This is a genomic window from Fervidicella metallireducens AeB (assembly GCF_000601455.1).
GTDB classification, from domain to species: Bacteria; Bacillota; Clostridia; order Clostridiales; family Caloramatoraceae; genus Fervidicella; species Fervidicella metallireducens.
Genome location: NZ_AZQP01000013.1, coordinates 35,867 through 59,739, shown reverse-complemented (window position 1 = coordinate 59,739; position 23,873 = coordinate 35,867). Strand labels below are relative to the sequence as shown.

The window sequence follows — 23,873 nt, the reverse complement described above, 5'->3', positions numbered from 1 at the left end:
TTATTTTATTCTTTTATACTTGGGGAATTCCTGCTTTTTTTTGTAAATAAAAATCACAAAAATTATTGCACAATACTACATATTTAACCTTTCGAATAGTTATCTCATCATATTAGTTTGTCGAAACATAAAAGGAAATATTCCAATTTGAATTTTACGATATATAAAGTTAATACATACTCATTTTTATTGTATATTATAATATTTTATAAATTCTTCAATAAATATCTCTTCGTTTTTTATAGATTCTAATAATCTATCTATTTTTTTAATATATTTCAATTCATTCCACTGTTTCTTTTTGATATAGCGTTTACTGCCTAATTTACAAAATTTTTGTGGAAACATAATAAATGCAAGTAAAATTTTAAACTCATCATTGTTCAATCTATTTATACTGCTGTAAAGATCAATCAATTCACGAGCACAATTAAAATTCCATGAATAATTACCTTTAAACATTATTCGCCTGATAAACTTTGCAAGATCGTAAACATGTATATCATATACCAGACTTTCCATATCTATGAGAAACATATTTTTACTACTGTCTATTAAGATGTTTTGATAATAAAAACTATCATGACATATTATCTTCTTTTCTAATACTTGTTTTGCAAAGTAAGTATAATTAGAATTCTTTAATAAATTAATGGCATAGTCAATTCTTGAAGAGTAATAATCTATTGCAAAATAGTATGCATCATCAAAAGTAGTCTTTATTTTTTTTCTTTCTAAAAGAACTTTGTAAGCCTTTAATTTATTCTTTTCTTCTGTAAATTGTGTTACCCAATTTTTATTAACATATTTTATTTTAGCAGTTTTCATATAAAACCCTTCCGATTTTATATGAAAATCTGCCAATAATTTAATGGCACTTTTAAGTTCATCAAAATCATTAAAATCGCATTCTCTCCCGTTAATCCATGAAGTTATATAATAATAACTATTATTGTATTTTACCATATCTTTATTATTTTTTGTTTTAATATACTCTGGTAAATTATAAAAACCATTATTTTTTAGATATTCTGAAATCAAGACTCCTTTGTTGTTATTATCCTTTATTTTTTTTAGGCAATAAATAAAATCTTTCTGTGAAATTTTATAAACACTTCTTACCCTTTCTATTTTTTCTGGTAGTATATTATATTCTTTCAAAACTGATTTTATAGTGTTTAACTCTTTTTCACTTAAAGAAGAGTCTAATTCAACTAATCTATTCATTGCTTTACCTCAAATAACTAATATCAATAAATTATATTAATTCTATTAACTTTATATTACATATATCATTTATGATAATATCATTTATAACATAATTAATTACCAGAAAAATTTAATTGACTTCTTTTAATATCCATAATATAATTTAATTGTTCCTTAGAGGGCCTTTAGCTCAGTTGGTTAGAGCAACCGGCTCATAACCGGTTGGTCCGGGGTTCGAGTCCCTGAAGGCCCACCATTTTAAAAATTATTATAATTTCATGCCGGCTTAGCTCAATTGGCAGAGCAACTGACTTGTAATCAGTAGGTTGTAGGTTCAAGTCCTATAGCCGGCTCCATATATGGAGGAGTTCCCGAGTGGCCAAAGGGGGCGGACTGTAAATCCGTTAGCATAGCTTTCGATGGTTCGAATCCATCCTCCTCCACCAAAAAAGAACCCTCAATAATTTGAAGGTTCTTTTTTTAATATTATTTACTAATATCCCTTTGTAAGAATTTAAAAGCACTCAAGCTTTGTACAATACATCCATACAACAAACATTCTTCATCAATATCAAAATAACTCCCATGTGCAGGATTTGTTATGCCCTTTTCCTCATTTCTACATCCAAGTTTATAATACAGTCCTGGAACTTTTTCAGTGTAATAGGCAAAATCCTCAACACCCATACTTGGCTTTTTCAGTTCAATGGTTTTAATGCAATTTACTCCTTCTAAAGTTTCCATAAACCATTTATACAACTTCTCATCGTTTTCAAAGGATGGATAACTTTCTATAAAAGAAATAGTTCCTTCTCCACAATACATCTTAGCTGTTAATGATACAATCTCCCTCATTCTCTTTATACAGAATTCTCTGAGATTTTTTCCTAATGTTCTTAAGATTCCTTCCATAACTATCTCACTGCAAATAGCATTCTGTGCAGTACCGCCATGAATTTTCCCAATAGATATAACAGCATTATCTACTGCAGCTATTTCTCTGGATACAATACTTTGCAGATTATCTATTACTTTTGCAGCAATCAATATACTGTCAATTCCATCCTCAGGATGTGCACCATGACTTCCTTTGCCTTTAATATTTATTTTAAAAGGATTGGATGCTGCACTTACAACATTTCTGTTAACCCCAATTATCCCAGTTTTAATTGTCTCCTCAACATGAAGCCCAAAAATGGCCTTGACACCCTCAAGTGCCCCTAATTCTATCATGTCCTTTGCACCACCATCTGTCTCTTCTGCTGGTTGAAATATTAGCCTGACAGTTCCCCCTAGTTTGTTTTCAATACTCTTTAAGCAAAGGCTGCTCCTAATAAAATAGCCGTATGGGCATCATGTCCGCAAGCATGCATTAAACCATGCTTAGTTGATTTATATGGTACATCCTTCAAGTCGACAATCTCTAAAGCATCCATATCTGCTCTTAATGCTACAATATTATTATAATTTGTTCCTACTTCTGCTATTATCCCATTATTATTAAATCTTTTATACTTTATAGCATTATTCTTTAAATAACTTTCAACCAAATCTGCAGTTTCCTTTAAATCCCTATCAATTTCCGGCTTCATATGTAGCTGTCTTCTAATGGAAATCATAGTTTCATGATAGTTTTTAGCTAATTCAATCAATTCATTCATAATATTTCTCCTTCTTTAGCTTGCTAGTATTTTTGTAAGCAATTTTTTTTCTATATCAAATAATTCCTTACTTGAAGTATGAGTCAAACCTTCTTTTATAATTCTTAAAGCACTTCTCTTATCTCCATTATTGTAATATATATATGCTAAATTGATATAGCTTTTTTCATATGCATTATTGTATTTTAGAGATTTTCTAAAATATTCTATCGCTAGATTTTCTCTTTTTAAATCAATGTTTACTACCCCGAGATTATAATAAACTAAATAATTATTTAAATCTTTTTCTAAAGCTAAATTTAAATATGCTAATGCGTCCTTAAAGTTCTTCTTTGAATAAAAGCATAGAGCCTTATAATAAAAATATTTTGGATCATCAATTGAAAAATTTCTTTCTATTAATTTTACAGCATAATTTGTTTTTTGTTTTTTTATATTTTCTAATATAACTTCTTCTATTTTCACATAAAAAACCCCTTTAAAGCTTTTTTATAGATTATACACTTTAAAGAGGATTTTTATTCTTACTTACTTCTTATATTGTTCGCAATCTGCCACATTTCATCTGCAGCCTTTAAAGCTTTAGAATTTAATTCAAATGCCCTTTGAGTAACAATCATATCAGTTAATTCTTTACCTAAATCTACATTTGATTTTTCTAGATATCCCTGTTTTATTTTTCCATTAACTATGGTTTTAGGGTTTTCAGCTTTATAAATATTATTACCATATGACTGCATTTCATCTAAATTTTTAAAGCTATACAAGTTTATCTTCCCTATATTGTTTGAATTTGAAGTTAAGGTTCCATCTTCAGCAATTTTAAAATCGCTACTCAATTTGGTACTATCGTATCCTTCAATATCTAAAATTAAACCAGAACAATGTACAAAATTTCCATATTTATCTACATTAAAACCTCCATCTCTGGTATAAAAGTAATTACCTTGTCCATCAGTTAGTCTGAAAAATCCTTCTCCTTCGATAGCTAAATCATCAGCTTTTGATGTATCAACAAGAAAGCCTTGGGTAAAATTTCTTATCAATTTATCAGCTCTACTTCCACTTCCAACAATGAGCCCTTCTTTGTTTGCTGTCGTTATAGGAGTTCCAAGCCTGTCTAATTTTTCATAAAAAATATCTTCAAATCCAACATCACATTTTTTATATCCATTTGTATCTATATTGGCTATATTGTTAGAAATAGTATCTATTCTATTTTGATTAGAATACAGACCTGATCTACCATTCCATAATGCCTTTAACATAAAATCACCTCAATTTATTTTAAGCTTCCAACTTCATTAACCGTTTTTCCTAAAGTCTCATCCATTTGCTGTAAGATTTTTTGATTAGATTCATAGTTTCTCATAAGAGTTATCAGTGAAGTAACTGCTTCAATAGGGTCAACATTTGATTTTTCAATTGAATTTTGTATTATATTTGAGGTTGTATCTATATCAGGCTGTGAATTAGAAGAATAAGTATTAGAAGGTCCTTTTTTTAAATCTTGGCTATTGTTAAAAGAACTTATTAAAAATTTAAGTCCTCCTGTATTCTCTATCAAACCATCTGAACCAAGTTTGAAATCTGATTTTTCTACCTTAATAAATTTTTTTATACCAGCAGCATTTATGCCAACTACCCTTTCACCATTTATTGTAGTTAAAAATCCATTTCCATCAATTTTAAACCTTCCATCCCTTGTATAGCGATATTCCCCATCTGCGCCTTCAAGGGTAAAAAAACCGCTACCATTTATTGCAAAATCTAAATTTCTACCAGTTTCTTCAATTATACCCTGCGAATAAGTAGTTACTGTTTCATCAATTCCTACACCAAATTCCATCTTCCCTAACTTATTTGAGAAAGATTTCCCATTTAAGTACTTATCTCTGTTTTCTAATAAAACTTCATCAAATGATTTTATTGCTAAGTTATCTTTTTTAAATCCGGCTGTATTTATGTTGGCAATGTTATTGGTCAAATTTTCCATTTGAACTTGTTTCGTTATCATTCCAGTAGCAGCAGTATACAGTCCTCTTATCATATAAATCCCCCTTATTTTTTATCTTGCTCAAAATAAGCCTTTATCTCATCTGGGTATTTCATTCCCATCTCCCTGGCTTTTTTTTCAATTGTTGCTTTCGACAGATTTGTTGGTCCATAGGAATATAAAACCAATGTAGAAAGAATTAAACCTATGCCCAAACCAATAAGAAAATTTTTATCAGTTATATAATAAGTTATCAATTCTTTTGTTTTAAAATACCAATTCTTAATAACGCTTCACCCTTTCCTATGTTCAACAATGAACATATTTCATCAATATCCTTTCCCATGTTATATAATTCAGATATTAAAGCATTTTTATCCCTTTCAGTGATAGTCTGAACAGAAGAATCATCCATAATCTTATTTTCAACAGTCCCTTCACCTATTACATTTTCCTTCTCAGCATCTTCAACATCATTATCCTTTTTTTTGTTTTCCCATTGAATAAGATTTAGTTTCTCATTTAAAACAAACACTGCATTTTCTATTTCTTCCATTCTGCTGTTAATTTCGTTAATTTTATTTATTATTTCTGCACTATTAATATATTCCTCATAATCTTGTCTTTTGTTGCTCTGATTTATGCTGTCATTTTTATTTCTTCCTAATTTAGATGATACATATATCAAGATAATACCTGTTATCAATATAAAATAAGGCATAAACCCTTCCTCCAAGGTTCTATATATATTTTAATTTTTTCATATTTTCCCTTAATCTTAAAATAGCTCTACTGTGAAGCTGTGAAACCCTCGACTCAGATACTTCCATTACTTTTCCTATTTCCTTTAATGTTAATTTTTCATAATAGTAAAGATTTAAAATTAATTTATCCTTTTCTGGAAGCATATCAATTGCATTCTTTAGCATTTCATATTTTTCATTTTCCTCTAATACTTTTTCTGGCTGAGGACTGTTTTCATCTTCTATTATGTTTTTAAATTGTAAGTCTTCCTCATCTGACTTAAAAAACACTTCTTCTAAAGACACTACAGATACGTAATTAACAAATGTTACAATTTCTCTAACGTCCTCAACTGAAACATTCATATCCGCAGCTATTTCCTTTTCCGTTGGTTCTCTATTTAATTTAATCTCTAAATTCTCTCTTGACTGATTTAAAGCAGATAGTTTTGAAAAAGCGCTTTTAGGAATCCAACTGATTTTCCTCAACTCATCGATTATTGCTCCTCTAATCCTCAATGTTGCGTATGTTTCAAACTTTATACCCTTTGTAGGATCAAATTTATTTATCGCATCTATCAACCCTAAGACACCATAACTAATTAAATCTTCGTATTCGATCCCAGGAGGCTTCCCTGCTGTTAATCTTGACGCTATATATTTTACATAGGGAATGTATTTTATAATCATTTCATCCCTTTCATCAATCTGCTGACAGCACATCATATAGAATCCCTCCTTTTATCGTAATAATCTATTTTGTTCTCTTAATTTTTGAAAAATAAATCTAATTATTTTTTCTCTTATTCTTTCATCAATAGAATCAAATCTCAAACCTATTTTGTATTGATTAGTTTCATCATCCTTTTCAACTCTGACAACTGTACATAATAAGATAATTTCTTCAAAAAGATTAATTTTTATAATAACATTTGTATTCTTCATAACTGCTTCGCGAGTTACAAATTTTATACCGCCACCGCTTATATCTATAGTAACAGCCCTTTGCATCCTATCAAAATAACCAATGGGTACATCTTTAATGTGATTATATACACGATTTTCTGGCAAGAAATAATATTTTATTTCCATTGCGACTGGCAATCTAAAATACTCTCTTCTCTGTATTTTCTCTAAAACTTCTGGATAAGTTATCAAGACAAATTGCAGATTATTATCCATCTTTTTACCTAAAACTACAGATTTACACTTGTATACATTCTTATCTTCTGCACAATAATAAAATATTAACTCACTTCCTTGGTGCATCATATAATAGTTGTTACCAGAAATAGGCATATCAATAAGGACAGTCTTTTCATGAACATCATGGACATTACTTTTATAGGTGATATTTTTATCAATTATTTCAATTTTATCATTTATTCTAAACTTTATTGCCGCCATAATTATCTCCCCATTTTTCTCAGTAGTTTACCTAAATAGTCTTTTATGGAATTATTTTTATTTTCAATTGTTTCTCCAAGAATGACTGATGAGATTTTTTGTAAACATAAAGTTGCTTCACTTTTCGGATAAGCAATAACGTAAGGATTTTGTTCCCTAACAGCTTGTCCAACTTTTGAATCCTCAGAAATATACCCTAAATATTTTAATTTATAATCTAAAAAACTTTCTACGGTTCTACTAAGTTTTTCAAATGTATCCTTTGCTTCTGTGATACTTTTAACCCTATTTATTACTACATTTAAATTAGCTTTTATGTTGCTTTTTATTATAACTTTGATTAAACCGTAGGCATCTGTTAAAGCAGTGGGTTCTGCATTTGTAACAATTATTACATCATCAGCAACTTCAACAAAATTTAGTACAACATTTGACAAACCTGCACCAGTATCTACTAAAAGTATATCAATATTTTGTAATTTTGAAAACTCTGACAGCAATTTTTCTCTTTTTTCATCATTTAATTGCCCAAGTTCCTTAATACCTGAGCCACCTGGGATAATTTTTATATTATCCTTTGTTGTTACCATTATTTCTTCTATATTTTTCTCTTCGTATAATAAATGATATACACTATATTTTGATTTCACACCATAAAGAATATCAACATTTGCCATTCCAAAATCAGCATCTAATATCGCCACTCTAAATCCTCTCTTTTGAAGTATAGCAGCTAAATTTATAACAAAATTGGTTTTGCCTACTCCGCCTTTCCCACTTGTTACAGTTAAAACTCTAAATTTATTGTCATTATTTGCTTTTTTTAAGTTCATCAATTGTCGTAATTTTTCTGCTTGATCCATCAGTTATCAGCCCCCAGTATGAGTCTAGCAAGTTTATCTTTTTTAGCTGTTTCAATGTCCTCTGGTACGTTTTGTCCAAATGTTAAATATGAAACTGGAACGTTACCCTTTTTTATACAAGTTAAAATAGATCCACATACATCTGTTTCATCTACTTTGGTTAATATCATACTGTTATAATTTACTATTTTATAATTATCAATAATTGACGCTAAATCCTTCTGTTTTGTCGTCATACTAACAACAAGATATGTCTTATCGGCTCTTAATTCTTCGATAAATTTTCTAATTTCAGATATCTGCATTGTATTTTTACTATTTCTTCCCATTGTATCAACAAGTATAATATCGCAGTCCTTCATTTTTTCCATTACTTCTGGAATATCTTTACTTGTAAGAATTACCCCAAATGGTACACCTAAAATTTCAGCATAAGTTTTCAGTTGTTCTACTGCACCTATTCTGTAGGTATCAATTGTAACCAATCCCACCTTTTTATTTTGGTAAAGCGTGTAGTGACTGGCAAGTTTTGCAATAGTTGTAGTTTTCCCAACTCCTGTTGGCCCCACAAAAACTTGTATTCTCCCTTCAACTTTTTCATCTACTTTTATTATCTCTTCAAGTGCTTTATATATTTCTTTTTCATAGATACTTGCATTGAGTCTCTTATCTTTATATTTTTCTCTAACAACATTCAGTAAGTCATCTACAATTTCTTCTAAGATGTCATTCTCAATTAATTTTTGTTTAAATTTATTCTTACTTTCTTTCTTTACTGAAACATTATCCTTTTTTTCAACAATGCTCTGAATCATGCTTTTTAATTCATCTATCTCTTTATAAACATCCTTCTCATTATTTTTTGGTTGCTCTGCAACATTTTTTTTAGGTTTATCATCAACTGCTGCTGTAACTTCCAATTTTTTCTTTTTAAAGATTCCAATTAATCCTTTTTGTTTTATTTTTCTTTGGCTTACTATAACAGCCTCACTGCCTAATTCATATCTTATCTTTATCATAGCTTCATTCATATTATCAACAACATATCTTTTAATAATCACTTATTTCCACCACCCCTACTGTTTCTATCTGCATGTCAGTTGGAACTTCGTTCATTGATAATATAGTAATGCTTGGGAATACTATCTCCGTTAATTTCCTAAATGCTGGTCTTACCCTTGGAGAACAAAGAATTACAGGCTGATTATTATTAAAGAATGTTCCTTCAATACATGATTGTATTGATTCAAATACTTTCCTTGTTGTTTCTGGGTCTAAAGCCGGATAAGAGCCTTGAAAAGATTTTTGTATACTATCTCCAATTATTTGCTCTAATCTCGGATGTAAAGTTAAGACCTTAACACAGTTATTTTCATCAGAAAGTGGTTTACATATTGTTCTACCAAGTGCAAATCTTACATATTCAGTAAGAAGCTCTATATCTCTAGTACTTGAGGCATTATCAGCCAAACTCTCAAGTATTGTTACTAAATCTCTTATTGGAACCCTCTCTTTCAATAGATTTTGAAGAACTTTTTGAACTTCACCTAAACTTAAAAGTCCAGGTATTAATTCTTCAACAACAGCACTATAGTTCTCTTTTAAATTATCTATTAACATTTTAACTTCTTGTCTACCTAATAATTCATATGCATGCTGTTTTATTATTTCAGTCAGGTGTGTAACTAATACAGTTGTTGGATCAACTACTGTTATACCCAAAAGTTCTGCATCTTCTCTCTTACTGTCTGGAATCCAAACAGCAGGAAGTCCAAAGGTTGGCTCAACAGTTTTAATTCCTTCTATTGGTATTCCTTCGTTAGCTGGATCTATAGCCAAGTAGTGATTACACAAAATATCACCCTTAGCAACTACAGTATTTCTTATTTTAATTGTGTACTCATTGGTGGCTAACTGTAAATTATCTCTAATACGAATTGGTTGAACGATTATTCCCATCTCAACTGCACATTGCCTTCTAACCCCTGCTATTCTATCAAGGAGATCTCCGTCCTGTGATAAATCTGCAAGTGGAATAAGTCCGTATCCTATTTCTATCTCAAGGGGCTCAACATTTAAAAGATTTAATACATTCTCAGGCTCTCTTCTTTCCTGTACAGTATCAGTAGTGGCTGCTACTTCATCTAAATCAGGTTTTTTACTATCCTGAATTAAAAGATAAGCAGAAACACCACATATTACAGCCATAGTTAAAAAAACAAGTTTTGGCAATGAAGGTACCAAAGATAATATGAATAGAATTCCACTGGCAATAGCCAATACTTTAGGATATGAAGTTATTTGTTTTGATAATTCATCTCCAAGTGAAGTTTCATTGGCAGATCTTGTAACTATTATACCTGAAGCAGTAGATATTAATAATGCTGGCAGCTGACTAACAAGACCATCACCAACTGTCAATAAAGCATAGGTTTTCAATGATTCCATAGGAGATAAACCATGACTTACAATTCCAATAACTATTCCAGCTAATATATTTAATACAACAATAACTATTCCAGCAATTGCATCTCCCTTAACGAATTTACTAGCCCCATCCATTGCACCATAAAAATCGGCTTCCTGCTGCAATTTTTTTCTTCTTTTTTTAGCTTCTTCATCATTAATTATTCCTGCATTTAAATCTGCATCTATACTCATTTGCTTTCCAGGCATTGCATCTAAAGTAAATCTAGCTGCAACCTCTGCGACTCTGCCGGCTCCATTGGTAATTACGACAAATTGTATAACAACAATTATAATAAATAGAATAAAACCGACAATATAGTTTCCTCCAACAACAAAGTTTCCAAAAGCGTGTATAATCTCGCCAGCTTCAGCTTTTCCTAGTATAAGTCTTGTTGAAGAAATATTCAGCCCTAATCTTAGAAGTGTTGTAATTAATAATAGGGTTGGAAATATTGAAAATTCCAATACTTCTGTTGTAAACATTGTAAGAAGTAGTACTATTAGAGAAAAAGTTAAATTAAAGGCTAGCAAAATATTTAACAACACCGTATTCAAAGGAATTATAATCATTAAAACTATTAAAATAATAGCCACAGCTACTACGATATCTATATTCCTGCCTAACTTTGAATTTCTTCTATTTGTCATCAAATTCACCCTCACATTTTCTTTAAGCTGTAAACATATGCTAAAATTTCTGCAACAGCTTGATATAATTCCATAGGAATAGATTGATCAATTTCAACTTTAGCATATAAAGCCCTTGCAAGGGCTTTGTTCTCAACAATTGGAACACTATTCTCCTTTGCAATTTCTTTTATCCTTAAAGCCACAACATCTACTCCCTTTGCAATAACAGTTGGAGCAGAATTCTTACCCCTCTCATATTTTAGTGCCACTGCATAATGTGTAGGATTTGTTATTACAACTGTAGCTTTAGGAACTTCATGCATCATTCTTCTCATTGCAAGCTGTCTTTGCTTTTGCCTTATTTTTGATTTAAGTTGAGGATCTCCCTCTGTTTGTTTATATTCTTCTTTAACTTCCTGCTTTGTCATCCTCATATCACGTTTAAACTGTCTCTTTTGAAAAATAAAATCAGTAATACCAATAACAATCATTATTATTATTACCCTATTTAACTGTGTATCAAGAATATTTTTTACAAATGAAAAAACTCCATTTGGATTTAAATCACTGGTCTTTAGTATTTCAAAGATTTTAGAGCTTATATATTTATATGATACAAAGAAAATAAGTGCTATCTTAGCAATTGATTTCAAAAGTTCAACAATTGAACGTTTAGAAAAAATCCTTTTAAATCCTTCAATGGGATTAAGTTTTTCGAGTTTAGGTTTCAGTCCCTCGGAGGAAACTAAAAATCCAACCTGGGCTATGTTAGCAACTATACCCAAAATCATAACTGTTAAAATTACAGGAAGCCCTGCAATTAAACCATTTTTTATCATGTATATAAATATATTAGCTACATCGGTTAACCCTAAATCATCTTTTTTAATAAATTTAAAACTCTCAATTATAAATAATCTTCCATTGTTATAGTAATAATTACTGATAAAAGTAAGAACCAATACTGCTCCAAACAAAATTATAGCTGAATTAAGTTCCACACTTTTAGGTACCTGACCTTTCTTTCTTGCTTCTTGTAACTTTTTGGGTGTAGCTTCTTCAGTTTTATCATCTGATGCCATTAAAAGTATTACAGGAAAAGTTGAGAAAAACTTCATCAATTCCTCAATAATTTTATCAAAAGTCTTAATATACATATGGCTCAAACCTGGTAATATGGTTGCTATTGCCATCAAACCAACAATAACCTTCAATGGCATGCCTAAAATAAAAACATTTAGCTGCGGTACTGTCCTTGCTATTAAACCCAGTGTAAAGTCAGTAATAAAAAGAACAATAACAATTGGAGCAGCTAGCTGTATCGATATAAAAAAGAAATTAGAAAATGTATTCATCAAAACCATGAATGAACTTGAGTTCATGGTTGAAATTCCTGGACTTATTATTTCAAAACTCTTTATAATTGCCAATAAAATATTATGATGAAAGTTAAAAGTAACAAAAATTATAAGTGCAATCCAATTAAATAATCTTTCTAATGGTGTTGACATACCGCTTGTTGACGGATCATAATATTGTGCCATGGAAAACCCTATACTGAAATCCATAAGCTGTGCAGAAGCTCTAACTGCATTAAATATAAGTGTTGATATAAATCCTATAATAATCCCGATAATTATTTCTTTACTACATGTAATAGCTAAATCGATAATATTGTTTGGTATTATTACATTTGAAAAATCTGTTACATTTGCAACTATAATGGCAATTGAAAAGGATATTCCTACTTTTACCAAGGATGGTATTTGTCTCAAGGAATAAACTGGAGATGAAATAAGCATTGCAATTACCCTGACTGAAACTAGAAAATAAATAAGAAAATTATATCTAAGTTCCATTTCACTTTGTTATATAAGTTATATTTGAAAGCATATTCTGAGTAAATTGCACGATTACCTTCATCATCCATGGACCTAGTATTAAAAGTATTATTATGATTGCTATCATCTTTGGAACAAATGTTAACGTTTGTTCTTGTATCTGTGTAACTGCCTGAAATATGCTAATTAATAACCCAACCAACATTGAAACAATTAAAATCGGTGCAGATACTGAAAGAGCTGTTAAAATTGCTTGCTTTCCTATATCTAAAACAAAGGCATCACTCATATTATCACTCCTACATAAAGCTTTCTATCAAAGATTTTGCAACAATATGCCATCCATCTGCAAGCACAAATAACAGTAATTTAAATGGCAATGAAATAGTAACTGGTGGGAGCATAAACATCCCCATCGACATTAAGACACTTGCAACTACCATGTCAATTACAATAAATGGTACAAATATCATAAAACCCATCTGCATAGCTGTTTTTAATTCACTTATAACAAACGAAGGTACTAATATGTTAAAAGGAACCTTATATCTGTCTGTTGGTTTTTCAATATTTGCTGCTTTATAAAATAAAGCTAAATCTTTTTCTCTTGTTTGATTTAGCATAAAATCCTTTATTGGTTTACTACCAACTTCAATAGCCTCCTGCTGAGTTATCTGTCCCTTAACATATGGTTGTATCGCCTTACTATTGACTTCATTATATACAGGAGCCATAATAAACATCGTCATAAACAGTGCCAGACCTATCAGAACCTGATTAGGCGGTGATTGTTGAGTTGACAAGGCATTCCTTACAAAGCCTAGTACAATAATAATTCTAGTGAAGGATGTCATCATCAGAACTATTGCTGGTATAAAAGTTAATGCTGTTAGCAAAAGCAGCAGCTTTATGTTATTTACATATTCCTTTGGAGAATTTGACCCATCGACTGATAACGTTACCTTAGGTATCTGAATATCATTTGGAGCTGCATATGCAACAAAAGAACCTATTAAGATAAATAAAATAGATAATAAAAAAACCTTAGTTATTCTTTTCATTTTTCATCTTTCCTTTAATCCAATTTAAATTTATGGAACTTAAATTAAAGCCTAGTGCATTTTGGTTTTGGCTCTGTATTCCTATCATATAATCATTAATACTTTCTTCATTTAACTCAAGTAAAATCTGTGCACCTTTTTCACCATTTGTAATTAAATAAGGTTTATTATTTATTGAGACAACTGCTAAAAATGTATTTTGACTTAGAGGAACCTTTTCAATAATCTTAATAATTTTACCTCGGTTCATTTTTTCCATATACTTACCACTATATTTCATGGTAAAAATTATTAAAAATACAACTAAAGGAAGTAACACAATCAGTTTTAACAACTGTATTACAAAATTACCATCCATTATATACCCTGCTTTCTATTGAATAATAATATCATTTAGATAGATATTTGTTATCTTTCCATTTTCTAACAATCCATTAATTTTACTAACTAATTCACCTTTTAATTTAAGCATTCCATTTGAATTTAATTCTTCAGCTTTTTTAGTCATTAAATGAGTATTTATTATATCTCTTATTTGAGGTGTCTTTTCACCAATCTCAGTTTCCAACTTCTTATCTGTAAAAGCTAAATTTATTTTAACCTTAATATATCTAACATCTTCATCTGCTAAATTTACAACAAATTCATCTAGTTGAACAGTTTTTTCAGTTAAGGTTACTTTATTATTTGATGTTTTTGTTTGCTTATTTTTATATAAAATAAAATATCCAAAATATCCAGCCATTGCTACAACAATCGTTAAAGTAACAATCAATAAAATAATTACAAGTTTATTACTCTTTTTTGCTTCCATTGTCTTTATTCTCCTTTTCAGTAGATACAATTAAAATATTTACTCTTCTATTTTTTTGCCTTCCCTCTGGGGAATTATTATCGGCAATTGGGCTGAATTCGCCGCAACCTACAGCCTTAAACTGCTTTGGGTTTAATCCATTTACTTCTGACATATATCTTACTACTTTAACAGCCCTGTCAGCAGATAATTCCCAATTAGAGCGAAAATAACCCTTATTTATAGGAATATTATCAGTATGCCCTTCAACTATAATCTCATTTGGAAACTGTTTAAGAAGTTCGCAGATTTTATTTATAACTTCAAGGCTGCTTTTCTTTAATTCAGACTTACCTGAATCAAAAAGAATCTTTTCCTGCATCTCTATTATAACCCCTCTTGAATCTTCCTTTATCGAAACCTTGTCTTCAAGCTTATGCTTTTTTATAAAATCTGCTACCTGTTTGTAGTTCTTTTCAGTTTCCCCCTTAAGACCAGCATTTTCCATTATTTTATTTTCTACACCTGGATTACCATCAATAGGTATTGGTCCTTAGTTCCCACCATGATTTATGACCCCTGTTTTTCCTCCAAAAGCTGACGACAGAGAAATTGCTATTTGTTTAAACTTAATAGCATCAATGCTAGAAAATGAATACAATAGTACGAAAAATGTCAGTAACAGCGTCATTAAATCTGCAAAGGTTGTAAGCCATTCGCCACCACCTGAGGACGTATTTTGTTTCTTTCTTCTACTCATTTTGTTCCACCACTCTCGCTTCGCCATTTACATCTTTCAATTTTAATCTTGTTTCAGGTGATAAATAAGTTTTAAGCTTATCTTCCATTATTCTTGGATTTACACCTGCCTGAAGTGCAAGTATTCCCTCAAGCATCATTTCTCTTCTATTTGCTTCTTCTTCACTTTTAATTTCAAGTTTTCCTGCTAATGGTGTAAAAATTAAATTAGCTAAAACAGCACCATAGAAAGATGTGATTAAGGCTACTGACATACCTTTTCCAAGCTGAGATTGATCTTCAAGTTTTGCAAGCATCTGAATCAATCCGATTAAAGTACCAATCATTCCAAATGCAGGAGCAAAGGAAGCCCATGTTTTTAAAACTGAAATACTGCTTTGATGTCTTCTTTCCATTTCATTTATTTCTAGTTCTAATATCTCTCTGATTGTTTCTGGTTCAATTCCATCAACAACCATTTGCATACCGTTTTTTAAATATTCATCATCTATTGAATTTATGTCATCTTCTAAAGAAAGAAGACCTTCTCTTCTTGCTTTTTTTGCTATCTCAACAAATTTAACAATTATCTCATCTGGCTGTATCTGCTTATCTAAAAAAGCATTTTTTAATGATTTAGGCAGTTTTTTTAGTGTACTTAATGGATAATTTATAATTATAGCAAACAAGGAGCCAAATAAAGTTATAAAAACTGAGGGAAGGTCCCAAAACATTTTGGGACTTCCTCCATTAAGCATTCCTAAAATAATAGCTATAACACCTAAAATTAAACCTAACCCTGTTGACAAGTCATTCTTTTTCATAGTTTACCTCCGGCAAAGAAGTCATATATTTCTTTCTAAAATCAATAATTCTTTTAATTATCTCCTCTGGTGTTTCAAGAACTACAAACTTTTTTCCATTAGAAAGAGTAATTACTGTATCAGGGGTAACCTCTATTTTTTCAAACATATCACAATTTAAATAAAAAACTTTATTATTTAATGCAGTTAACAAAATCATAATCTATACCCCATTATCTCTTAAGGTTTATAAGCTCTTGTATCATTTCATCTGATGTTGTAATAGTCCTTGAGTTGGCTTGGAAAGCCCTGCTAGCTATTATCATATCAGTAAATTCATTTGCTAAATCTACATTTGACATTTCAAGGGCACCTTGATTTACACTTCCATAACCATTGCTACCAGCATAGCCAACCTGTGGATTCCCAGAATTTGCAGTCTTTTTAAATGAGTTGTCCCCAGCTTTTTCAAGTCCAGCTGCATTTGTAAAATTAGCCAGCATAACCTTTCCAATAACAACAGCCTTATCACCATATATTCCTTTAATTGTTCCATCCTTTTCTATTCCGAAACTTACCAGTTTTAATAAGTTCTCTTTTATTTCCTCAGTTGTTTCCCCAGAAAGTGTTCCCTCTAATGCTGTTCCCTTCACCTTAATTGTTGTTGTTATACCATCAGTCTTAAGTTGTGCATTTATTTTTGCTTCTAGGTCACTAGCTTGTACCATACCTTGTGTTGTTGTATTGTCAAAATCACCATCAATTGTGATAATTTTATTTACCTTATCTACAATTGCAGTCGTAGATGTATTATCATCCTTCTTACCAATTTTAAATTTCCATCCAATTAGTTCATTGCCTACACTGAATTCAAATCCTCCAACCTTAACAGCAGGTATATAATCAGCTACATTTATTTTTTCAGTTTGCTCACCGCTTAAAGCATTTTTATTTGGAGAACCAGTTACCATAACTGTTTCGTCTATTTTACCAGCTAAAGCTGAGTTAATCTGAGTAGCCAAATCACTTGGGGAAACTTTTCCCTCTTCAAAATTACCCTCTAGAGTAATTACTTTATCTGTTGTATTTACAGTAGCAGTAGTTGAAGCAGTCTTGTCTACTTTTCCAAGTATAAATTTATAATCTTGAAGCCCAGGACCAACCTTAATGTCAAATCCACCTATACTAACAGTTGGAGTATACTGTGGTTGAATTTTAATTGGCTTTAATGATAGGTTACTTAAATCTGCTGGAAAAGCTGTTTTGGTTAGCATATTTACTGGAGTTGCTTTATCCAACAATATACCCTGAACATATAAACCTGTTGATGTAATTAAATTCCCATCCTTGTCAAGTGTAAATGAACCGTCCCTTGTATATCTAACATCATAACCCTCAGCATCAGAAATTATAAAAAATCCATTTCCTTCAATAGCTAAATCTGTATCCCTTCCTGTTGGCTGCAGGGCCCCTTGTTTCATTATTGTATCAATACTTGAAACGCTAACCCCAATACCTACTTGTTTTGGGTTTGTTCCACCCCTTGTTGTTGATTTTTCATTAGCACCCTCTAGAGTTTGATTCAGCATATCCTTAAAAGTTACTCTACCTGACTTAAATGCTGTTGTATTTGAATTTGCTATATTATTACCAATTACATCCATTTTAGTTTGGTTGCCTTTCATTCCACTTACACCAGAAAATAAAGACTTTAACATAAACAATAACCTCCTATAAATCATTAATTACCGCTTCTGTCAATCCACGGTTCAGGCCCCCTTAAAAGGTCCAGCCTATAAAATAATAGCACTATCTATCTTTGTAAATATATTATTTTTTAAATTGCTGCTATCTACAGCTGTTATTATCGTGTTGTTTTTAATACTTGTAATAAAAGCCACGTTGTTATAAAAGATTAGAGCTTCTTTTCCACCCTTTTCCTTTATTGATTTTACTGCAGAACTTAGATTTTCAATATCTTTAGTATCCAAAGTTATATTTCTTTCCCTCATTCTCTCCATTGCATGGGAAGATACTTTAAGTGAGCTGGCATTAGAAACGTCTTCTAAAATCTTGTTAAAATCAATACTGGATTGTATTCTTCTTTCAACAGACTCATTTTTTATTTTGCTAAATGAGGCAATTTTATCTATCACTTGAAAATTCACCTACTCCAATTACATTGTTAATACTATATTTACCATTATCAGTAATAACGAAGACATCTCCATCAATTACCTTTACCCCTTTGACCTGCTCAGTTATTGAATTATCTTTTTCTAGCAATATCTCTACCTTTTTTCCTATTAAAGATGTAGCTTCAGTCATATTTTGAGAAGTTAATTGCCTTTGTAATGATAACATTACATATTGTAACTGTTCTGCTGAAGATGTCTGAACCGCAAGCAATTTCTCCATAGTCTGATTTAAATTTTGAGACTGCTCAAGGGCAGAAAATTGAGCCATTTGGGCAATATATTCAGTGTTGTCCTTAGCATTCTGTGGATCCTGATTTTTTAGTTGAACTGTTAATATTTTTAAAAAGGCATTCTTATCCAGATTATTGCCTTTATAATTCTGAGGTTCAACATTTTTATTGGTTACACCAGTTACCCCCATATATTCTTCCTCCTAAACAATAATTGAAAATTCTTTTTTATTGTTTTCATCAATTTTTTCATTAATTATGTCAATAAACTTTTCCTTATTTTGTTTATTTTTTTGCTGAAAATTTCTTCCTTGATGGTTATTTTTATTTTCTTCACTGTTCGCATTTATTGAAAGATTTGTTAAATTTATATTATTATTTTTCAATTCCTGTTTTATATTATCTACATGACTTGAAAGTATAGCTGCTACCTCTCTTTTTTCAGCTGTTATACTTCCATTTATCTGACCCTTTTCAAGGGTTACCCTGACCACCAAATCACCCAGTTCCTTAGGTTTTAACTTAACCCTTAGTTCATTTATCTCTGGAAGTTTCAATGCCTTAAATTTTCCTGTGATGATTTCATAAATATCCTGGTTATCCAGAATTCTTGAAATAACTTCATTATTTAATTTTGTGTTTTCAGATGATATAGATTGTGGTTCAGAACTATTTAAAATAGCAGAATTGTGATTAATAATTATTATATCCTCACTTTTACTATCTAACTGAGCTTTAATCCTTGGCTCATCTGAAATAGAGGTTTCAACATTATTAAAAGTTTTTAAGTTATTATTTTCTAATCCTGAATTTAACTTCATAAAATTATTTTGCTGATTTTTTTTATTTTCCAGCTTAAATAAATTTGGTTTAATGGCTTCTTCATCCACTTTAACTTCAACTTCTAAGGACTTGTTCAATCTTTGTACTGATTCTTTTTGTTCTTTGAGTTCATTACTATTAACATTATTAATTTCGCCAAGATTCTCCTCAGTCAACAAGTGTCCTTCATTAAGTTTGTTAACTGTAGTAATATTAGTCACATTTTCTTTAGAATTAGGTTCCTCCTGAACTATATTCTTCAATATCTGAAGTTTTACTTCATCAGTGCTGCCATCAGTAGCACTTTCTATTGTTTTTGTTTTTAAACCATTAAGTAAAACTTTACCTTCCTCAATATTCTTTTGTAAACTTTCTTCTTCCTTAAAAGGTATTGATTTAAAGTTTTGAAGAAGCTCGGTAAATCCTCGCAAATTCTCTACTTTAAAACCACTTTCTTCTTCATTTAATTGTTTTATTATTTCTTGTTGGAGAGAATTCATTTTTTCAACAGTTAATGTCTCATTAGCAGATAACATTTTTTTGCTTTCTTCTATGAAACTTTCAATTTCACCTAAATCCATCTCAAGCAAATTATAATCAGGAACAACTTTTAAATTATTATTTTCTTTATGCAAATAATTGAATGCTTCTTGGTTAAAGATTTTATTAGTTGAAGTTTCTAAAAACAAATTATGAATTTCTTCTGAAACCTCAGGTAATTCAACTCCATCTACAACATTTTCCTGACTTAATACGACTGTGCTATTTAAATTTGAGAATAAAGCTATTAGTATTTGAGAAAACTCTTCAATATTTTCAGCTTTTTCAGTAGGAAATTTTGCTAAAAAATCTTCTGTTAATCCAATACCCTTAATTTCCAATATTTCACCTCCTTTCTCTATTAACATATGCATAAAGTGCAAAGTCATCATTAAACCTCTGCTCTTTTTTACTTTGCTCTAGATTGAATTCCTGCAAAGCCCTCTCTTTAAGTTTTTCCAAAATTTTTCTATCCGAGATAGCCTTTAGCAATTCTTGCTTCTTATCTTCTAATTCTTTTTCACAGATCATAACCCTTTTTTTCTGGTTTTCTATTTTTTTGTTTACTGCGTCAATAAATTGCACGTAGGACTGGAACTCAAAGTTTGTTCTAAAATTTTCAGCATCTTTAATTACCTTGTTTTTTTTACTAATTGAATCCTCAAGAATCTTTTGCTCCCTATAAAGATTTTTTTGTGCAGCAACAAATTCATTTTTCTTTTTATCTTCAATAGTTATTCTGAAGTCTAGTACCTTTTGTAAATTGAAGTTGAATCTCTCCATTTATTTATTCACCTTCTATTAAATTGATAAAATTTTAGATCTCATTTCTTCAAAGGTAACATGTTCATTAGTAGCCTGTTTTAAAAATTTATCGATTAATGGCATTTGTTCAATAGCCTTATCTAACTTTGGATTACTACCTTTTTGGTAAGCACCTATATTAATTAAATCTTCAGACTCTTTATAAATTGCCATTATATCTCTAAGTTCACTGGCTTTTAACTTTAATTCATCATCTGCAATTTCAGACATTAATCTTGAAACGCTGGATAAAACATCAATTGCTGGATAATGATTTTTTGCAGCTATTTTTCTAGATAAAACAATATGACCATCCAGAATACCTCTGGCTGCATCAGCAATTGGCTCGTTCATATCATCGCCATCAACAAGAACCGTATAAAAGGCGGTGATAGAACCCTTATCTGATGTACCTGACCTTTCCATAAGCCTTGGCAGCATTGCAAATACTGAGGGTGTATATCCCTTCGTTGCTGGGGGTTCTCCTATTGTAAGGCCTATCTCTCTTTGAGCCATAGCAAATCTAGTTACTGAATCCATCATCAGCATTACATTCTTACCCTGATCCCTGAAATATTCTGCAATGGCTGTTGCAGTAAAAGCACCTTTAAGTCTCTGCAATGGTGATTGGTCTGATGTTGCTACTACAATAACTGATTTTTTAAGTCCTTCTTCTCCAAGATCCCTTTCAATAAAGTCCTTAACTTCTCTACCTCTTTCACCAATTAAGCCAATAACATTTACATCTGCATCACAATATTTTGCTATCATTCCTAAAAGTGTACTTTTCCCGACTCCACTACCAGCAAAAATTCCAACTCTTTGTCCAACTCCACAGGTCAAAAAACCATCTATTGCACGAATTCCTGTAGACATAATTGTATCAATTCTCTTTCTGAACAATGGATTGGGAGGATCATTGTCCAAATTGTATTCATCCTCTACTTGTATTTTTGAAAAATCCATGGGACGACCAAGTCCATCCAAAACTTTACCTAAAAGACTGCTACCAACCTTAACTTTTAAAGTTTTACCAGTTGGTTCAACTTGTGAACCAGGAGCAACACCTGTTAATTCTGAAAGTGGCATCAAAAGAACAGTATTATCTTTAAAGCCAACGACTTCAGCAAGTATTTCTTTCCCTTCGGATACATAAATTCTACACACTTCACCAACAAAAGCCTTTATTCCTTCTACCTCTATTGTAAGTCCAATAACTCGTTTTACTTTTCCTGTTAATTTAATTGGATTTATTGATTTTAAACTTTCCATAAGTTTTGTATAGTCTATGCTTAACATTCATTACTCTCCTAACAAACCTTTTAAAATTGTTACTAATTGATTATCAATGGATGCATCAACAAATCCAGAAGGTGTTTCAACTATTACACTGCCTTGTTGTATGTTAGAATCAGCTAAAATAAAAATATTGTTAGCATCCTCTACATACATGGCAAGATCATCCTTTCGCCTTTTGACAATGTTAAAGTCACCTGGATTTACTTTTAAAATCACTTGTTTTTTATCAACAGCTTGTGTAATTGCCTTCTCAGCAATTTTATAAACTGCATCAGGGTTAAGAGATAATTCTGTATTTATTATGTGTTTTGCAATATCAACGGAAAGTTTTATTATCTCCTTCTCAGTTTTTTTAATGTGAAGTTTTAATTCTTCAAGATTATTTTTAATTTGCTCTTCTGCCTGGTTTTTAATTTTTTCCCCCTCTTCCAAAGCTTCATTTATTCCATAGTTATATCCATCTTTATAACCTGACTGATAACCACTTTGATAGCCTGACTCTTCTGCCTTTTTAAGTATTTCTTTTTTACTAGCTTCTGCTGAATCGATAATATTTTTTGCTGTTGACTCAGCATTCTTTAACACTTCAGCAGCCTTTAACTTTGCTTCATCGATTATAGAGCTATAAATTTCTTCAATATTAAAACTATCCTTTTCTAACTTCATTTCAGTGTTATTTTTAAATACTTTTTCCATTATAGGAGGTGAAACTAAAGTGTTGTTTACAATGTTTGTTGATTTAATTACCTTACAGGATGATTGCATCGTCTCCACCCCTTGAAATTACAATTTCGCCTGCATCGTCCAGCCTTCTAATTACTGCAACTATAGCCTGCTGTGCCTTTTCAACATCTATAAGTCTAACAGGTCCCATAAATTCGATATCTTCCTTCAGAGTCTGAGCAGCCCTCTTTGACATATTATTAAATACAATTGTTGATACTTCTTCTGAAGAACCCTTTAGGGCAAGGGCCAAATCCTTCGGATCAACTTCCCTTAGTATTCTCTGAATAGATGAATTATCAAGAGTAATAATATCTTCAAATACAAACATGCTTTCTCTAATCTTTTCTGCAAGTTCAGGCTGTACTCTGTCAAGTTCCTCTATTATTGATTTTTCAGTTCCTCTATCAACATTATTTAAAATGTCAACTAAAGACTGTACTCCTCCAATTGTAGCCATATCTGAGCGAATTACATTTGAAAGCTTTTTTTCAAGTATCTCCTCAACCTCCTCTATAACAATAGGAGAAGTGTTACTCATTGTTGCTATCCTTTTAGCTACATCAGACTGCAGTTCCTCTGGAAGGCCTGATAGTATTTGAGCTGCCTTTTCAGGCTGTAAATAACATAAAATCAAAGCTATAGTCTGTGGATGTTCATTTAAAATAATGTTTAGTAATTGATGAGCATCAGCCTTTCTTGCAATACCAAAAGGTCTATATTGCTGAGTTATTTCTGAAACCTTCTCTATTATTTCTAAAGCCCTTTGACTTCCTAATGCTCTGCTTAAAAGATTTTTAGCATATTCAAATCCACCCTCAATTATATAATCCTTAGCTTTATTTAAATCTACAAATTCCTTTAAAACCTCTTCCTTAATTTCTTTCTTCACCTTTGGCATATTTGCAATTTCAAAGGTTATCTTCTGCAGTTCAGTTTCTGGCAGTTTCTTAAGTATTGGTGCAGAAGCATCAGGACCTAAGGTTATAAAGAGAATTGCAGCTTTTTGAACACCAGTCAATTTACCATCTCTTGACATCTAA

General features: G+C 30.9%; 29 protein-coding genes, 3 tRNA genes and 1 pseudogene. 3 read left to right on the top strand and 30 right to left on the bottom strand.

From position 1 onward, the window contains the following. Positions 1-186: 186 nt before the first annotated feature. Complete coding sequence (locus tag Q428_RS05920; RefSeq protein WP_035379096.1) at positions 187-1,227, bottom strand: CotS family spore coat protein; 1,041 nt, start codon at positions 1,225-1,227, stop codon at positions 187-189. A 161-nt stretch (positions 1,228-1,388) separates the two neighbouring features. Between Q428_RS05920 and Q428_RS05915 the strand changes: the two genes are divergently transcribed. The 3 genes from Q428_RS05915 (at position 1,389) to Q428_RS05905 (ending at position 1,655) form a co-directional block, all read left to right on the top strand. Further along, a tRNA-Ile gene (locus Q428_RS05915) sits at positions 1,389-1,465 on the top strand. 24 nt (positions 1,466-1,489) lie between these two features. Then, a tRNA-Thr gene (locus tag Q428_RS05910) sits at positions 1,490-1,565 on the top strand. A gap of 5 nt (positions 1,566-1,570) precedes the next feature. Continuing rightward, positions 1,571-1,655, top strand: a tRNA-Tyr gene (locus Q428_RS05905). Between the two features lie 40 nt (positions 1,656-1,695). Here the strand turns inward: Q428_RS05905 and Q428_RS14435 are convergent. The 29 genes and pseudogenes from Q428_RS14435 to fliG form a co-directional block, all read right to left on the bottom strand. After that, on the bottom strand, positions 1,696-2,517 hold the full coding sequence (locus Q428_RS14435; RefSeq protein ID WP_278244874.1) for a M20 metallopeptidase family protein: 822 nt from the start codon (positions 2,515-2,517) through the stop codon (positions 1,696-1,698). A gap of 5 nt (positions 2,518-2,522) precedes the next feature. After that, on the bottom strand, positions 2,523-2,870 hold the full coding sequence (locus Q428_RS16315) for a M20/M25/M40 family metallo-hydrolase (RefSeq protein WP_051514994.1): 348 nt from the start codon (positions 2,868-2,870) through the stop codon (positions 2,523-2,525). A gap of 15 nt (positions 2,871-2,885) precedes the next feature. Continuing rightward, positions 2,886-3,335 carry a tetratricopeptide repeat protein gene (locus tag Q428_RS05895; RefSeq protein ID WP_035379094.1) on the bottom strand — a complete coding sequence of 150 codons (450 nt, stop codon included), beginning with the start codon at positions 3,333-3,335 and terminating at the stop codon, positions 2,886-2,888. Between the two features lie 59 nt (positions 3,336-3,394). Further along, entirely contained in the window at positions 3,395-4,138 is a 744-nt protein-coding gene (locus Q428_RS05890; RefSeq protein WP_035379092.1) for a flagellar hook-basal body complex protein, read from the bottom strand. Positions 4,139-4,152: 14 nt separating this feature from the next. Then, a complete protein-coding gene (locus Q428_RS05885) occupies positions 4,153-4,920 on the bottom strand; it encodes a flagellar hook-basal body complex protein (protein ID WP_035379090.1) in 768 nt (255 codons plus the stop codon). Between the two features lie 11 nt (positions 4,921-4,931). Next, on the bottom strand, positions 4,932-5,081 hold the full coding sequence (locus tag Q428_RS15610; protein WP_207639969.1) for a hypothetical protein: 150 nt from the start codon (positions 5,079-5,081) through the stop codon (positions 4,932-4,934). A 38-nt stretch (positions 5,082-5,119) separates the two neighbouring features. Then, positions 5,120-5,587, bottom strand: a complete 468-nt coding sequence (locus tag Q428_RS05875) for a DUF6115 domain-containing protein (RefSeq protein WP_035379087.1) — start codon at positions 5,585-5,587, stop codon at positions 5,120-5,122. Between the two features lie 19 nt (positions 5,588-5,606). After that, complete coding sequence (locus Q428_RS05870) at positions 5,607-6,335, bottom strand: sigma-70 family RNA polymerase sigma factor (protein WP_035379086.1); 729 nt, start codon at positions 6,333-6,335, stop codon at positions 5,607-5,609. 15 nt (positions 6,336-6,350) lie between these two features. Continuing rightward, on the bottom strand, positions 6,351-7,016 hold the full coding sequence (locus tag Q428_RS05865; protein WP_035379085.1) for a flagellar brake protein: 666 nt from the start codon (positions 7,014-7,016) through the stop codon (positions 6,351-6,353). A gap of 2 nt (positions 7,017-7,018) precedes the next feature. Continuing rightward, a complete protein-coding gene (locus tag Q428_RS05860) occupies positions 7,019-7,879 on the bottom strand; it encodes a MinD/ParA family protein (RefSeq protein ID WP_051514993.1) in 861 nt (286 codons plus the stop codon). Further along, positions 7,879-8,940 (bottom strand): flagellar biosynthesis GTPase FlhF, encoded by a 1,062-nt coding sequence (flhF, locus tag Q428_RS05855; protein ID WP_035379082.1) that lies wholly within the window; start codon positions 8,938-8,940, stop codon positions 7,879-7,881. The genes Q428_RS05860 and flhF overlap by 1 nt, the downstream gene beginning before the upstream one ends. Continuing rightward, positions 8,930-10,996, bottom strand: a complete 2,067-nt coding sequence (flhA, locus tag Q428_RS05850) for a flagellar biosynthesis protein FlhA (RefSeq protein WP_035379080.1) — start codon at positions 10,994-10,996, stop codon at positions 8,930-8,932. The genes flhF and flhA overlap by 11 nt, the downstream gene beginning before the upstream one ends. Before the next feature lie 11 nt (positions 10,997-11,007). Continuing rightward, positions 11,008-12,837 (bottom strand): flagellar biosynthesis protein FlhB, encoded by a 1,830-nt coding sequence (gene flhB / locus Q428_RS05845; RefSeq protein WP_051514992.1) that lies wholly within the window; start codon positions 12,835-12,837, stop codon positions 11,008-11,010. A gap of 1 nt (position 12,838) precedes the next feature. Next, a complete protein-coding gene (gene fliQ / locus Q428_RS05840; RefSeq protein ID WP_035379078.1) occupies positions 12,839-13,108 on the bottom strand; it encodes a flagellar biosynthesis protein FliQ in 270 nt (89 codons plus the stop codon). 10 nt (positions 13,109-13,118) lie between these two features. Then, complete coding sequence (fliP, locus tag Q428_RS05835; RefSeq protein ID WP_035379076.1) at positions 13,119-13,880, bottom strand: flagellar type III secretion system pore protein FliP; 762 nt, start codon at positions 13,878-13,880, stop codon at positions 13,119-13,121. Then, positions 13,864-14,238: a flagellar biosynthetic protein FliO gene (locus Q428_RS05830; protein WP_035379074.1), complete on the bottom strand. Its 375-nt coding sequence runs from the start codon at positions 14,236-14,238 to the stop codon at positions 13,864-13,866. Before Q428_RS05830 ends, fliP begins: the two co-directional genes overlap by 17 nt. 15 nt (positions 14,239-14,253) lie before the next feature. Further along, the gene (locus tag Q428_RS05825) at positions 14,254-14,694 is read right to left on the bottom strand and encodes a flagellar basal body-associated FliL family protein (protein ID WP_051514991.1); all 441 of its coding nucleotides are present in this window, start codon (positions 14,692-14,694) and stop codon (positions 14,254-14,256) included. Further along, positions 14,675-15,181, bottom strand: coding sequence for an OmpA/MotB family protein (locus tag Q428_RS05820; protein WP_242847782.1), 507 nt, complete (start codon positions 15,179-15,181; stop codon positions 14,675-14,677). Before Q428_RS05820 ends, Q428_RS05825 begins: the two co-directional genes overlap by 20 nt. A gap of 45 nt (positions 15,182-15,226) precedes the next feature. Then, on the bottom strand, positions 15,227-15,433 hold the full coding sequence (locus Q428_RS15940) for a flagellar motor protein MotB (protein WP_242847781.1): 207 nt from the start codon (positions 15,431-15,433) through the stop codon (positions 15,227-15,229). Continuing rightward, positions 15,426-16,235 (bottom strand): motility protein A, encoded by an 810-nt coding sequence (locus Q428_RS05815; protein ID WP_035379071.1) that lies wholly within the window; start codon positions 16,233-16,235, stop codon positions 15,426-15,428. Before Q428_RS05815 ends, Q428_RS15940 begins: the two co-directional genes overlap by 8 nt. After that, positions 16,222-16,434, bottom strand: coding sequence for a flagellar FlbD family protein (locus Q428_RS05810; protein WP_035379070.1), 213 nt, complete (start codon positions 16,432-16,434; stop codon positions 16,222-16,224). The genes Q428_RS05815 and Q428_RS05810 overlap by 14 nt, the downstream gene beginning before the upstream one ends. 13 nt (positions 16,435-16,447) lie before the next feature. Further along, complete coding sequence (locus tag Q428_RS05805) at positions 16,448-17,932, bottom strand: flagellar hook protein FlgE (RefSeq protein WP_035379068.1); 1,485 nt, start codon at positions 17,930-17,932, stop codon at positions 16,448-16,450. 75 nt (positions 17,933-18,007) lie between these two features. Next, positions 18,008-18,370 carry a TIGR02530 family flagellar biosynthesis protein gene (locus Q428_RS05800; protein ID WP_051514989.1) on the bottom strand — a complete coding sequence of 121 codons (363 nt, stop codon included), beginning with the start codon at positions 18,368-18,370 and terminating at the stop codon, positions 18,008-18,010. A 256-nt stretch (positions 18,371-18,626) separates the two neighbouring features. Beyond that, positions 18,627-18,833, bottom strand: a pseudogene (locus Q428_RS15935) (flagellar hook assembly protein FlgD); the annotation flags it as partial. Positions 18,834-18,845: 12 nt separating this feature from the next. Further along, positions 18,846-20,345, bottom strand: coding sequence for a flagellar hook-length control protein FliK (locus Q428_RS05790; protein ID WP_035379066.1), 1,500 nt, complete (start codon positions 20,343-20,345; stop codon positions 18,846-18,848). A 4-nt stretch (positions 20,346-20,349) separates the two neighbouring features. Beyond that, positions 20,350-20,787 (bottom strand): flagellar export protein FliJ, encoded by a 438-nt coding sequence (gene fliJ / locus Q428_RS05785; RefSeq protein WP_035379064.1) that lies wholly within the window; start codon positions 20,785-20,787, stop codon positions 20,350-20,352. 18 nt (positions 20,788-20,805) lie between these two features. Then, positions 20,806-22,107, bottom strand: coding sequence for a flagellar protein export ATPase FliI (fliI, locus tag Q428_RS05780; RefSeq protein ID WP_035379062.1), 1,302 nt, complete (start codon positions 22,105-22,107; stop codon positions 20,806-20,808). 3 nt (positions 22,108-22,110) lie between these two features. Beyond that, a complete protein-coding gene (locus Q428_RS05775) occupies positions 22,111-22,872 on the bottom strand; it encodes a FliH/SctL family protein (protein WP_035379060.1) in 762 nt (253 codons plus the stop codon). After that, complete coding sequence (gene fliG / locus Q428_RS05770) at positions 22,856-23,869, bottom strand: flagellar motor switch protein FliG (RefSeq protein ID WP_035379058.1); 1,014 nt, start codon at positions 23,867-23,869, stop codon at positions 22,856-22,858. The genes Q428_RS05775 and fliG overlap by 17 nt, the downstream gene beginning before the upstream one ends. Positions 23,870-23,873 lie beyond the last annotated feature (4 nt).